This window comes from Nitrospira marina, assembly GCF_059568365.1.
Genome location: NZ_JCANTH010000001.1, coordinates 4,180,251 through 4,192,691 on the forward strand (window position 1 = coordinate 4,180,251; position 12,441 = coordinate 4,192,691).

A 12,441-nucleotide genomic window follows, 5' to 3' on the forward strand; every position below is an offset into this window, starting at 1 on the left:
GTTACCACTTTAAAATATTAATTTGATCGACGTTCGTGGCCATTTTCCCTCGAAACACCACAATGATAATCGCTAATCCGACAGCGGCTTCCGCTGCGGCCACCGCAATGATAAAGAGTGCCGCCATTTGCCCGGACATGGAATGAAGGTAATGAGAAAAAGCCACCAGATTGATATTGGCGGCATTCAACATAATCTCCACGGACATCAGGACGACAATAAAATTCCGGCGGATCAGGACGCCGACGAGTCCGGTCATAAACAAAATAGCGCTGAGGGCCACATAGGCTGAAAGAGGAATCATGAGTTATGGGGCTTTAGGGCATGGAAGAAATGCCTGGTTCCTCTTGTGGGTCAGTCTTCGCCGGTGTTTTAGCAAGAACGATGGCACCAATTACAGCCCCTAACAGGAAAATCCCAATCACTTCAAAGAGCAATAAATAATCGCTAAACATCGTGATCCCAATGGCATGGCTGGGTCCCGTTTGCAGGATGAGGTCAGGCGTGGCCGCTCCAATCACACCCCCATAAGGCGACTGAATGAGGAGAATCAGAAGTTCTCCAAATATTGCGGTTCCGGCAAATACTAAAAAGGCATACTTTTTATGGAGATGCTGCTCCTCCGTTTTCAAATTCATCAACATCAACACAAAAAGATACAAAATAAGAATGGCTCCGGCATACACGATGATTTGCACCGCAAAAAGGAATTCCGCATTCAACAGGACAAACAAACCGGCCACATGGAGCAGGAGCGTCAGCAAGGCCAAGGCGCAGTGCACGGCATTTCGCAATGCCACAGTCAAAACCCCTGCCACGACACTCACCGTGGCAAAATATCCGAAAAGAAGCCACATCATGATGAAACTACGGTTCCTGGGTGCTTTTTATTGAAACAGGAAAATGGTAGCGGTAGGCGCGGCCTTCCTCCCCTTCCTTCTCTTGGTTATGAGCATAGAGATACTTTTTGGCATCATCTATATGACGCTCTCCAATCTGGTAGAGCCGCGCCTTGTCAAAGAGGAGGGTCCGCTTATCATGAGTTGAAAATTCATACACCTTCGTCATCGCCAGGGCATTAACCGGACAGGCTTCGACGCAGTATCCACAAAACACGCACTTCGTAATGTCGATGTAGAATTCGGAGGCATACCGTTGGAGCGGGAGAGTTTTGTCTTCTTCGCTGATAACCTTAATGCAGCGTGAAGGGCAAGCCGCTTCACACAAATCACAGCCCACACAGCGTTCTGTCCCATCTTCATACCGTAACAGGCAAAGTGCGCCACGATGGGCATCAGGAATCGTTCGTTTCTCCCGTGGGTATTGAAACGTAATGGGGCGATGCAGCAAATGCTTAAGGGTTACCTTCATCGCATCCCAGATTTCTCGGAAGAGCACGGCGTCGAAAAACTTTTTTGTCGTTGGAGAATTACTCATGGTCTGACGACTGGCCTTTCTGCTCAGGCCTTTTCAATAGAAACATAGGTCAACTTGAAATAAGGAACCCCTGTGACAGGATCGACCTGAACCGACATCAGGTCTTTTACGGGTGGATCATTGAAATGTTCAGGAACTGTACAGGTCCCTGGCAATAACGACATATCCTCTTCCACTCCCATCTCCACAGTGCCCTGATCTGAAGTGATCCGCACACGGTCATGAGCACCGAGCCCAAGATTGTTGAAGTCCTGGGTGCTCATGCGAAGACGGGACGTATTGGGTGAAATTTCCATCAGGCCTGAAGCCCGGGTGGAAAGTTTCCCTGAATGATAAATTAATTGAATCATGCGTAAGGCAAAAGGCCGTTGAGTAGGACTCTTCATCCCTACGGGGTACCGCAACGCCACTTCCTCGGAAAAAGCCTTTGAGAAATACTCCGAAGGGTCAGAAGCCAGGTGAGAGACTTGCCCCAGATTGTAATAACCCGGAAGGACTTTTCTGATTTCATTTTGAATATCCTGAGTCGTTTCGTATTCCATGGGCGAGCCTAACCCGTTTGCCATGCCGACCATGATGTGCCAATCCAAGGTGCTTTCGCCAAGAGAATCCAGGGCCGGACGGAGAAATTGAACCTTTCCTTCCTGATTGGTCACTGTGCCGTCTTTTTCCGCAAAGGTGGAAGCTGGAAAAACCACATGGGCCATTTTGGCGATTTCCGTTAAGAAGGGGTCCTGGCAAATGAGGACTTCTAACTTCGCTAATGCGCTGGTGACATCATAGGAAACGGGAAGCGTTTCTAATGGATTTTCGCCAACCAGATAAAGAGCCTTAATTTCCCCATTTTGACAACGATCCAGGATTTCCGTGAGATTGGCTCCGCGGTCAACGTCCGGAAGGTTGTTGCCCCAGACACGAGCAAATGTTTCCCGGGCTTGGGAATCAGTGAAGGAAACCGGACCGGGCAGATATTCCGGTGCGACACCCATATCGACTGCCCCTTGTTCGTTCGCTTCCTCGGTATAGGTGTTAATGCCGCATCCCTTTCGACCAAGCTTTCCTGTTAGCCAGGCTAGATCGATAAGATTCAACATATGCTGATAGCCCCCGGCATGCCGGAGAATACCCTCCCCGCAAATGATGATCGACCGGGACGCTTCAGCAAAGATTCGGGCTGCCTCATGAATTTGCTCCTGACCCACTCCAATCTGGCTGGCCATGTCCTCAAGAGAAAGTAACCCTACGGCCTGCCTTAACGCCTGAAAGGCTTCGGGAAATGCCGACGTGGCTTCTTCGTCAATCAACTCCTGATCCAGGACCGACTTCACCAGACCTTGAACAAAAAGGCCCTCGGTCCCTGGCTTCACCATCATAGGGTGAGAAGCCAATTTCGCGATATTGGTTTGCATGGAATCCACAACAATGGTTTGCGCCTTATACAACCCCATAGCCGACTTCACTCGCAAACTGGCAACCGGATTGGTCTCGGTAATGTTGGCTCCAATGATGAGGACGGCCTTCGCTTTATTGATCTCTTCCGAGGTATTCATCATGCGATGAAGGCCCAAGGCATGCTTCATGGCCCTGACAAAATTCAAATGCCCATATCTGGCACTGCTATCCAGATGATTAGTGCCAATAACCGAACGCATAAGTTTTTGAAACACATACAGATCTTCGTTGGTACACCGGGCTGTAATAAGCCCGGCGATGGCTTGCGCACCATATTGCGCTTTGACATTGGCCAAACGACCTGCGGCCAAATCTAGGGCATCAAGCCAGGGGGAAGGTTGCAATCCGGATTCGGTACGAACCAATGGTGTTTTCAGACGGGTGTCACTATCAATGAACTGAAATCCAAAGCGGCCACGTACACAGATACCGTCATGCCCATTTACCGTATCTGTGCGATCTCCCCATTTGTTTTTCCAGGAAAGGGGGGAGGTCACCCGAACCACTTCCGTATCTTTGGTTTCCACATAAATTTGGCAACCGTCACCGCAATAATTGCACGTCGTGGTCGTTTTTTTGAGCTGCCAGGGTTTATAGGCATATTTTGAAAATTTATTGGTGATGGCTCCAACCGGACACACCGCCAGGCAATCCCCGCAGAATTCGCAATCTAGCGCCTGATCGCCCTTCGCCACTACCTGGGTAAACCCGCCCTTTTTCATAAACTGCAGGGCATCGATGCGTAGCACGTCTTTGCAAATATTGATGCATTCTCCGCAAGCGATGCAGCGGTTCATGTTGAAATCAAGAACCAGGCTGCGGGTATCTTCCGGAATGTTTTTTTGTTTCGCGTTGGCTAAGTTGGTCACACCATGTTCAAAGGCCATGTCTTGCAATTCACAATGGCCATCCGCATCACACACCGGACAATCCAGGGGATGGACGGATAGGTGTTTTTCCACGGCTTTTTTCCTGGCCAGAAACAGATCCTCGCCCTCGGTCTGGATGACCATTCCGGCTGCGGCCTTCGCGGTACAAGACCGGACAGGCGCTTTTTTCCCTTCTTGAAAAACAAGACACATCCCACAGGATCCGAAGGGGTCGAATGTATAGTGGTAACACATCGCAGGCACAATTTTGCCCGTGCTGGATATGACGTCGTAAAGAGAGACCCCTTCCTTGGCCTGGACCACTTCACCATCCAGGGTCAGTTCAATCGTCGCTGCTTCAACATCAGGCGTAGTGACAGGTTTTAATCCCATTGAGGTCCTTTTCTAACTGTACCCGATACCATAATTCAAGACGTAGTCCGGTAGGGCAACCCTACCGATCACACTCCCCCATGACAATATCGTACGTACCAAAAATGGTGACCGCATCGGCGATCATATAGCCTTTGGCCATATAATCGAATGCGCCCATATGAATAAAGGAGGGAGCACGAATTTTCAGACGGTAAGGCCGACCGCCACCAGTACTGACGATATAAAATCCCAGTTCGCCTTTATGGGCTTCCGTTCCGCAATAGATTTCCCCGGCTGGTGCATCAAATCCCTGCGAAAACAGTTTGAATTGTTGAATCATCGACTCCAGATTCGTAAACACCCGATCCTTCGGAGGCAAAGTCACACTCGGCACATCAGCCAAAATCGGCCCTGGCTCCATTTGCTGCAAGCATTGTTGAATAATTTTGAGGCTTTCACGCATTTCCTCAATCCGAATCCAGTACCGATCGTAGGTGTCTCCATTTTTTCCCACCGGCACGCTAAATTCACATTTAGGATACGCGCTATAGGGTTCATATTTCCGCAGATCGTAATCAACTCCGGATCCCCTCAAGGTCGGACCGCTCAATCCAAAACTCAGCGCATCTTCAGCAGAGATCACTGCCACACCCCGTGTCCGGGCCAACCAGATGCGGTTTTTTTCCAAAAATACCACATATTCCTCAATTTTGGGAGGAAAGTAGTCCAGGAACTTTTGGACTTTTTCCGTCAACGAAGGGGTGAAATCGCGTTCGACACCGCCAATGCGATACCAGCTGGTTGTCAGTCTGGCACCACACAGTTCGTCGAACCAATCCAATAATATCTCCCGGTCACGAAACGTATAAAAGAACACGGTCATCGCCCCGATATCCAAGGCCTGGGTGCCCAACCAGAATAAATGGCCGATAATACGCTGCACTTCAGCCACAAGAGTCCGGAGATATTCCGCCCGGTCGGGAAGAGTGATGTCCATGAGTTTTTCCACAGCCCGACAGTACGCGAAGTTGTTATACATCGCGCAAACATAATCCAGCCTATCGGTATGGGGTATAAACTGGTGATACGTTCCACCCTCAGCCAGTTTTTCAACTCCTCGGTGAAGAAAGCCAAGTACCGGGGTCGATTTCACGATCCGCTCCCCCTCAAGCTCCAAAATCACCTTCAACACCCCATGGGTGCTCGGGTGTTGTGGCCCCATATTTAAAAGCAGTTCTTCCGTCCGGAGCGTGGGCAACGACTCCGTTTCCGGGTGGTTCGGATCGACTTTATAGACGGTTGTACGTTGATCTTCCAGTTTCATGATATCGGCCTAGAGCCTGCCGGATCTCCTTGCCCCGATAAGGGGGGACTCGGCAATCACGTCGGGTCGTTTAAAAAATCAAAGGTATCACGCCAGCCTTTCCCCTGAACGGGGAAATCTTTGCGAAGCGGATATCCTTCGGTGTAATCATCTGGCATCAAAATGCGGCGAAGATCCGGATGGCGATTAAACCGGATCCCCATCATGTCAAACACTTCGCGTTCCATAAAATCCGCTCCCATCCAAAGATCCGTCATGGAATCCACCAGACAATCGTGTTCGGGAACTCGGGTTTTGATTCGGATGCGATGGCGTTTCCGAATCGAGTAGACTTCATAGACCACTTCAAATCGTTCTTCATCATCAGGCCAATCCACTGAACTGACATGTACCATGTAATCGCAGTCCAGTTCAGGATCCTTCCGGATATATGAACAGACATCATGTAGGGCTTCCCGTTTGACAGTAATCGCCAACTCCCCCCGCCATTCATTGGCCCCCACAAACCCTTCAGGAAATCGGTTCTGGATCTTTTCTGCGATCGGATGCATGAATTGTTCGTGACTTTCCTTAGACTTTGACCTGCTCCGGTTGTTTGGTGAACACCCGTTTTTGCATGATCCGATCCTGTAATTTCAAAATCCCGTCAAACAATGCTTCCGGGGTCGGAGGACAACCTGGCACATAAATATCAACGGGAACGAACCGATCGACACCCTGAACAACGCTATAACTATCATAAATATTGCCGGATGTGGCACATGACCCCATGGAAATCACATATTTTGGTTCAGGCATCTGGTCATAAATTTTGCGAATAACCGGAGCCATTCGGCGACAGACGGTTCCGGCCACAATCATCAAATCAGATTGACGGGGCGAGGCACGGAATACTCCTGCGCCATAACGGTCAATATCATAACGGGATGACACGGCGGCGATCATTTCAATGGCGCAACAGGCCAAACCGAACGTCATGGGCCAGAGAGAGCCTTTCCGGGCCCAGTTTACGGCTTTCTCCAGAGAAAGGGTCATAATCCCCAGATCGCCGTCTTTTTGTGGCTTCCCGATTTGAATTAATCCCATTCCAAGGCCCCTTTACGCCAGGCGTACACATATGCCACGACAAATAATCCAATAAATATCATCATTTCAATAAACCCGATCATACCCAACTGATTAAAGGTAATTGCCCAAGGATAAAGGAAGATCACCTCGATATCAAAAATCACAAACAGCATCGCAATGACATAATATCGAATGGGGAACGGCATACGTGAATCCGAAAAGGGTTCAGATCCACATTCGTAGGTCGAAAGCTTTTCGGGTTCGGGATATTTAGGTTGGACCAGATGGGAAAGAGCAAGAGTGACCAGCCCAAACCCCATGGCAAGACCGATGAAGATCAGGATAGGAAGGAATTTGGTCAGATACTCAAGGAGAAGGTCTGAGCCAGACATCCGGGGACTCCCCTAAAATAGTTTAAAATTCAAAGCCTTCTACCGAGGCCGGCATCGTAGCACTCTATTTTTTTGTGAATCAATGGAACGAAAGACCTAACAGTCTAAGGACCATTCAGACCAACACGGCTCGAAATGAGGATTAACGTAAAGTTTTCATAAGATTTCCTAGCATACCGTGCCATGAAAAATTGACAGGTAATAGTCTTGTAAAAAATTTTCCCACCATCCTGAGCTTATGAATATCCGGAAGTGGAACAGAATAAATTCCCCACCCATCAGACTGGATGGCTTGGGACTCCTGGCATTTCAGTCAAGGTTCGGAACATGTATGGTGTTCCTCTGTTCAAGACAGGAAGGCAAAGGTTATCCAGTTGCTCATTGACATTTGAGACTTTAATAATTGTGGGGAATATTAAATAAATAGGTATAATAACCTAAATACATTCTAGAAAAATGTCATCTTTCTTGCTATATAACTTCTTTTGAATCAACGTCTGCTTCCAATTTTCATTACGAAAATGGAGGAAGAGAGAAATTAGAGCCTAAGCAAAAGAATCTGAAATTTTTGTGTGTGACCGCTGTCCTTAATATCCTTTATAAAGGGGAGAAAGGTCCGTGAAGAAACCAATAGACACCCCCCAATTTGAAGCAATGAAGTGAATGACGTACAAGGGAGAAGGTTGAGGCGGGGTTTTCCTCAAACTCCTGACTGGAATTCAAACGACGCACATGGTCTTAGAAGCCTGCCCTGCCTGGAGATCACACCCCCACAACAAATGTACAACTTAGGGTTTTTTCATCTTCGAGGAATGAGTCCGAAGATGAGGGGGGGGATCTGATTGGTCATTCCACTCCTCTTCCAGGGGAGAAACCGCCTTTGCTTTCTGACGACGGTGGATTTGAGTTTGGATCCTTTTTTGGGGTGCAGGCGAGGGTGCTCCTTCTGGATCACTTTTGGGTTTTTGTGAACGTTCGGAGTGCATAGAAATAGGGTAACACCTCTAGACTCTAAAAAGCTGTATTTATCAGACCTCGGCTTCTTGGGGTTTAAAGGGGCCTCTTGGGAAGAAAATACGAAATGTGGTCATTGCTGAAAAGGGAGGTGATGAGTAAAAAACACTTGTGGAAACAATCCGTCCATTAACTCTGGTTAAATACATTGGAAACAACGCGCGAAATAGCCCAAGGGCGATATTGCTATTTCGAAAAATTTTGCAATATCCACTGTTCGAAGTGGCAATAATCAACGAAAGAATTTCGTCTTTCATTGTGATTTTCCGGAGCTGTTCCGGCCTGGATAAGATGAATTTCGTTCGGGGATGACCGTCCTGCCTAATCGATTGGCGTTTGATTAGAATGAAAAAGAACGGTGACGGTATGGGAAAAATTGGTATAATATAAAGAGATCACAAACAACAACATCAGAAGGGAACCATACATGATCGTCCAAATTATGCAGAAAGAACTGAAAACTATTTCTGAAGGTTTTTCAATCACTCAAGCGGCCGAAAAGATGCAGAAAGAAGGAATTGGAAGCTTGTTGGTTGAACGGAAAGGAATTCCTGTGGGAATCATTACTGATACAGCTATTGTCCATAAGGCCGTTGGCCTCAAGAAAAACCTGGATGAGACCAAAGTAGAGACTCTCATGACCTCACCTCTCCCTACGATTCAGTTGGCCCAAACTTCGCACGATGCGTTGGATTTGATGGGTGACTTAGGCGTTCGCCATCTTATTGTATGTGATGGACCGAAAATTGTCGGTTTAATTTCTGCACGGGATCTTCTGGTGTATTTTGGAAGTGTCTCGGAACCCAGAATAGGGGTCGATTAATTCAGCGAATAAGGTGGCAAAAAAAATTTGTAATATAGGGGGGAAATACTCGCGAGCCATCAATGTTGTGTAGGGTATTATTATATTATTCCCACGTGATTGTTACGCCTGTAAGCAAAAGGTTTTCTTTAATCTTGACTCATGTCATCCTCTCTAGTGAATAATCTTTCATGTCCGCTTCTTAAGAAAGTACGCCTAGATTCGATATGACTATGTGCCCTCTACTGACAATAGGACTCGCAATCCTGAGGAGTCTTGTTCGTCCAAAACATTTCAGTTCACCCACACCTCCGTTGCATTTTTAAGCTTGAGCCATTTTTAAGCTGGCTTTGTAGAAAAATGCCCCATCTTTATAGGGTTGAAGTGGGGTCTCCTTATCTGTTACTAAAATTACAGGCCTTAAAGAATATTATGCTCCCACACAATGAAGCGTATTTCTCACCTATTTGTTGTCGTCCTGGTTTTTTGTTTACTGACCCTGAGTGGCATACTCGCCGCCCAGGCTGTTGAACACAGTCAACACCATTCCCAACACCATCAAGGGACTCATTCCACACTTCTCTGCACCTGGTTTTGTGCTGCAGGGCAAACACTAGAAACTAACCAGGTGCTGGTGGGTGGGCCGGTTGAGTCTTTTCTTCAAATTGGAGATTGGCGTCCAATCACTCATCAAGTTATTTTTGTTATCCCTCCAGCTTCCCGTGCCCCCCCTTCCTCCCTTTAGCTTTTATCATTACGCATTTCATTGGTTAAAAAAAAACATTCGATGTTTAGAGTGTTTCATTCGTAAGCTTTGGTTAGACAAGCTTGCGAGCGGAATTTTGCACTGCGGAAACACCCTTTACCCTAAACAGGTTTTATTCGGAAAGAATTCGCCATCATTCATTTATTGGACCTGTATTGACTGAAAATTTATTCAAGACAAGGATCGGCAAGAATATGACTAGGAGTATTCGATATCTATGTTTTGGGCTCATCGTTGGAAGTGTTGGCATCGTTTATGCCCTCCCGCCTGCTGAAGGGGCGTTATTGGATGGTCTCATGGGGGGAGTGGAGGAATCATTAGGAAAGAAGGCCGACGAAAAAGGGGAGCGGCTCATCATCGGCAATTTTTATCAGGCGGAGCGCCCCGATTCCCACGCTCCCATCGGGGTCATGCAGGATCATACGCATAACAAGGGTGAGTTCATGTTTACCTACCGGTATATGTACATGTATATGGACAAGATGCGGAATGGAACCGACAATCTTTCCAGCAATGACGTGTTAAAGGATTTCGCAGTGACTCCTAAAAACATGACGACGCAGATGCACATGTTCAGTGCGATGTATGGCTTGAATGATACAATTACCCTGATGGCCATGCTTCCCTACGTCATGAAAGAAATGGAACATCAGAACAGAGCCGGGGTTAATTTTACGACCAACTCCAGCGGATTCGGGGATACCAAGTTGGCGGCCCTTTGGCGACTGTATGCGTTTGAAACACCCAGTATAGGTTCCCATCGGTTTCATTTGAATACGGGCGTATCGCTGCCGACCGGCGATATCAATCCTACGGATAACACACCGTTAGGGAACAACTCATTGCTGCCCTATCCAATGCGATTGGGTTCAGGCACCGTCGATCTGTTACCCGGACTGACCTATACCGGGGTTCGGAACAATGTGTCGTGGGGGTTTCAGGCACTTGGAACGGTTCGTCTCGGATACAATCAGCAGGGTTATAAGGAGGGCAATCAATATAAGGTGAACTCCTGGGGGGCCTACCGTTGGGCTGATTGGATCAGCACGTCTGCGCGCTTGAACTGGCAACAATGGTACAACATCAAGAGAGAAGACGGCCAACTCCAAACGACAGTTGGACCCGCACAAATCCCTCTCGTCCCAACCGCCGACCCTGATCGACAAGGGGGACAGCGGTTGGACCTTATGGGAGGTGTGAATATTCTGTTTCCGGAGTTTATGGGCCTCGAGAATCATCTGAGTGTTGAAGCCGGCGCGCCTATTTATCAATATCTTGACGGTCCGCAATTGAAGCAAGCCTGGTCTTTTTGGGTTGGATGGCAAATGGTTATGTAGAAAAAAGATTGTGTAGGGATGGCTCAAATTCCGGAGAGTTTAGGAAAACGCAAAATAAGGAGATGGATCATGAATATCAACAATGCTTTGTGGATATTACTGGCTAGTCTATCCCTGGTCATGGGTCCCGGTGCGTCCCATGCGTATGAAGTGGGACATGTTCAGACTGGTGGATCCATCCATGGGAGGGTTTCTTTCCTAGGCTCCCCGCCAGAGCCTTTACACTTTAAGGTAGACAAAAATCCACAGGTTTGTGGCCAAGAACGCAGCCTCATGAAAGTTGAATCTCGAGATGGATTCCTGACTGGTGCGGTGGTCGTGCTTGAGGGCATTGATACGGGAAAACCGTTCTTTCCAAAAACCTTCACGGGGAATTTACCTGGAACGGGTGAATTTCGATACCTGGGAGGGGAATCCCTCGGACTTCAGGTCAAGACCAAAGATTGCAATTTTGGTCCTTTCACGGGTGTGATCGCAGCCAATGAAGCGGTGCGCTTTGAGAACCAGGATTCGATCAAGCATGTCCTGCACTCCTTTGTATCCAAGGATACCAGGGGAAGAATTCTGCGCACGGTTCATAATCAGGATCTTCAACCTCATGATGAGATCGTCCAGGTATTTCACTCAGACAAAATGGAAGACGGGGTCGTGGTGCGGATCATATGTAATCGGCATGACTTCATGCAGAACTGGTTGTACGTCGTGGACAACCCGTATTTTGCCATTTCTGATCAAGAAGGCCGGTTCACCATTGAACAAATTCCGCCGGGAACATATACGTTGTTAGTCCGGCATCCGGTGTTGGGTGAACAGCGCCAGGAAGTCACCATTGAAGCACGGGGAGATTTGCAGGTGGGATTTGCCTTCGTGGATGAATGAAAGGCAACTGAAGAAATGAATGGTCCCGGGATATCATCAACACCCGAACCGTGAATCGCAGGGCGGGAGCTTAAAACCTCCTTGTGGGGGAGGGTTCCATTCCGGGCCAGGGCCCGCAGGCTCTTGAAGATCGCTATTATCATAAGGCTCTTCATTGCCGGTGACCCCATCCTCATAGGAATCCTTGAACATCTCACCCAGCTCCTGCTCAAACTTCCCGTTTCCATTTAAATCAATCCAAAAAAACACCGGATCGCCAACGGTCAAGACGACCGGGGTGCCGAACTCGTCGAGCCATACCTTATAGGTTCGACGTGCCGTCATGTAATTAACGGACCCGGAGCCGGTCAGGTCAAATTCCCTGAAGAACATATCGTTGCGCCAATCATAATAGGCGTTGATCTCCCGAGGATCGAATTCATCCGGTTCCACCGGAAGCTTTGGGCGTGTTTGAAGCGACGAAAACGGATTAGTATTCATGGCCACAGGCTGAACACGGATTGAAGGTTGGTGATCAGCTTGATAAGGGAAGACAGCCTCCTCCCGGGAAGTGAGATGTAAAGCCCCAAGTAAGGCAATACAGAGAAAGGGAAATGGCGTCATAAAAGTTGCTCTTATCCTCGTCATTTAGGGAGACTAGCAAAATTGTATTCTTTGCAAGAGCAAAGGTGCAAATTTTGGCGAAGGATCGAACCCGGTTGAATGTTATGCGAAGTACCCGCGCCC

The 12,441-nt window shown here is 47.9% G+C and carries 13 protein-coding genes; 4 read left to right on the forward strand and 9 right to left on the reverse strand.

Annotated features, from left to right (window positions below):
• Position 1: 1 nt before the first annotated feature.
• The 8 genes from nuoK to LX98_RS18065 form a co-directional block, all read right to left on the reverse strand.
• Entirely contained in the window at positions 2–304 is a 303-nt protein-coding gene (nuoK, locus tag LX98_RS18030; protein ID WP_312645914.1) for an NADH-quinone oxidoreductase subunit NuoK, read from the reverse strand.
• A 13-nt stretch (positions 305–317) separates the two neighbouring features.
• On the reverse strand, positions 318–860 hold the full coding sequence (locus LX98_RS18035; protein WP_312645913.1) for an NADH-quinone oxidoreductase subunit J family protein: 543 nt from the start codon (positions 858–860) through the stop codon (positions 318–320).
• Positions 861–867: 7 nt separating this feature from the next.
• The gene (gene nuoI / locus LX98_RS18040) at positions 868–1,437 is read right to left on the reverse strand and encodes an NADH-quinone oxidoreductase subunit NuoI (RefSeq protein WP_312743421.1); all 570 of its coding nucleotides are present in this window, start codon (positions 1,435–1,437) and stop codon (positions 868–870) included.
• 23 nt (positions 1,438–1,460) lie between these two features.
• Positions 1,461–4,151 (reverse strand): molybdopterin-dependent oxidoreductase, encoded by a 2,691-nt coding sequence (locus LX98_RS18045; RefSeq protein WP_496430173.1) that lies wholly within the window; start codon positions 4,149–4,151, stop codon positions 1,461–1,463.
• A 61-nt stretch (positions 4,152–4,212) separates the two neighbouring features.
• Positions 4,213–5,355, reverse strand: a complete 1,143-nt coding sequence (gene nuoD, locus LX98_RS18050; RefSeq protein ID WP_376753423.1) for an NADH dehydrogenase (quinone) subunit D — start codon at positions 5,353–5,355, stop codon at positions 4,213–4,215.
• A 158-nt stretch (positions 5,356–5,513) separates the two neighbouring features.
• Entirely contained in the window at positions 5,514–6,008 is a 495-nt protein-coding gene (locus LX98_RS18055) for an NADH-quinone oxidoreductase subunit C (RefSeq protein ID WP_496430174.1), read from the reverse strand.
• Between the two features lie 19 nt (positions 6,009–6,027).
• Entirely contained in the window at positions 6,028–6,543 is a 516-nt protein-coding gene (locus LX98_RS18060) for an NADH-quinone oxidoreductase subunit B (RefSeq protein ID WP_312645908.1), read from the reverse strand.
• Positions 6,534–6,917 (reverse strand): NADH-quinone oxidoreductase subunit A, encoded by a 384-nt coding sequence (locus LX98_RS18065; RefSeq protein ID WP_496430175.1) that lies wholly within the window; start codon positions 6,915–6,917, stop codon positions 6,534–6,536. The genes LX98_RS18060 and LX98_RS18065 overlap by 10 nt, the downstream gene beginning before the upstream one ends.
• A 1,441-nt stretch (positions 6,918–8,358) precedes the next feature.
• Between LX98_RS18065 and LX98_RS18070 the strand changes: the two genes are divergently transcribed.
• The 4 genes from LX98_RS18070 (at position 8,359) to LX98_RS18085 (ending at position 11,715) form a co-directional block, all read left to right on the forward strand.
• Complete coding sequence (locus LX98_RS18070) at positions 8,359–8,754, forward strand: CBS domain-containing protein (RefSeq protein WP_496430176.1); 396 nt, start codon at positions 8,359–8,361, stop codon at positions 8,752–8,754.
• A 424-nt stretch (positions 8,755–9,178) separates the two neighbouring features.
• Positions 9,179–9,478: a hypothetical protein gene (locus LX98_RS18075; protein WP_496430177.1), complete on the forward strand. Its 300-nt coding sequence runs from the start codon at positions 9,179–9,181 to the stop codon at positions 9,476–9,478.
• Between the two features lie 215 nt (positions 9,479–9,693).
• Entirely contained in the window at positions 9,694–10,836 is a 1,143-nt protein-coding gene (locus LX98_RS18080; protein WP_496430178.1) for a transporter family protein, read from the forward strand.
• Positions 10,837–10,905: 69 nt separating this feature from the next.
• Positions 10,906–11,715, forward strand: coding sequence for a hypothetical protein (locus tag LX98_RS18085; protein ID WP_496430179.1), 810 nt, complete (start codon positions 10,906–10,908; stop codon positions 11,713–11,715).
• Between the two features lie 36 nt (positions 11,716–11,751).
• Here LX98_RS18085 and LX98_RS18090 read toward each other — a convergent pair whose 3' ends face one another.
• The gene (locus LX98_RS18090) at positions 11,752–12,318 is read right to left on the reverse strand and encodes a hypothetical protein (protein WP_496430180.1); all 567 of its coding nucleotides are present in this window, start codon (positions 12,316–12,318) and stop codon (positions 11,752–11,754) included.
• Between the last annotated feature and the right edge of the window lie 123 nt (positions 12,319–12,441).

What these genes read in the sequence shown, in the direction of transcription:
- LX98_RS18060 (WP_312645908.1), bottom strand. Translation starts at nt 6,543, where the DNA reads ATGGGATTAATTCAAATCGGGAAGCCACAAAAAGACGGCGATCTGGGG.
- LX98_RS18090 (WP_496430180.1), bottom strand. Translation starts at nt 12,318, where the DNA reads ATGACGCCATTTCCCTTTCTCTGTATTGCCTTACTTGGGGCTTTACAT.
- nuoI (WP_312743421.1), bottom strand. Translation starts at nt 1,437, where the DNA reads ATGAGTAATTCTCCAACGACAAAAAAGTTTTTCGACGCCGTGCTCTTC.
- LX98_RS18055 (WP_496430174.1), bottom strand. Translation starts at nt 6,008, where the DNA reads ATGCATCCGATCGCAGAAAAGATCCAGAACCGATTTCCTGAAGGGTTT.
- nuoD (WP_376753423.1), bottom strand. Translation starts at nt 5,355, where the DNA reads ATGGGGCCACAACACCCGAGCACCCATGGGGTGTTGAAGGTGATTTTG.
- LX98_RS18080 (WP_496430178.1), top strand. Translation starts at nt 9,694, where the DNA reads ATGACTAGGAGTATTCGATATCTATGTTTTGGGCTCATCGTTGGAAGT.
- LX98_RS18085 (WP_496430179.1), top strand. Translation starts at nt 10,906, where the DNA reads ATGAATATCAACAATGCTTTGTGGATATTACTGGCTAGTCTATCCCTG.
- LX98_RS18075 (WP_496430177.1), top strand. Translation starts at nt 9,179, where the DNA reads ATGAAGCGTATTTCTCACCTATTTGTTGTCGTCCTGGTTTTTTGTTTA.
- LX98_RS18065 (WP_496430175.1), bottom strand. Translation starts at nt 6,917, where the DNA reads ATGTCTGGCTCAGACCTTCTCCTTGAGTATCTGACCAAATTCCTTCCT.
- LX98_RS18070 (WP_496430176.1), top strand. Translation starts at nt 8,359, where the DNA reads ATGATCGTCCAAATTATGCAGAAAGAACTGAAAACTATTTCTGAAGGT.
- nuoK (WP_312645914.1), bottom strand. Translation starts at nt 304, where the DNA reads ATGATTCCTCTTTCAGCCTATGTGGCCCTCAGCGCTATTTTGTTTATG.
- LX98_RS18035 (WP_312645913.1), bottom strand. Translation starts at nt 860, where the DNA reads ATGATGTGGCTTCTTTTCGGATATTTTGCCACGGTGAGTGTCGTGGCA.
- LX98_RS18045 (WP_496430173.1), bottom strand. Translation starts at nt 4,151, where the DNA reads ATGGGATTAAAACCTGTCACTACGCCTGATGTTGAAGCAGCGACGATT.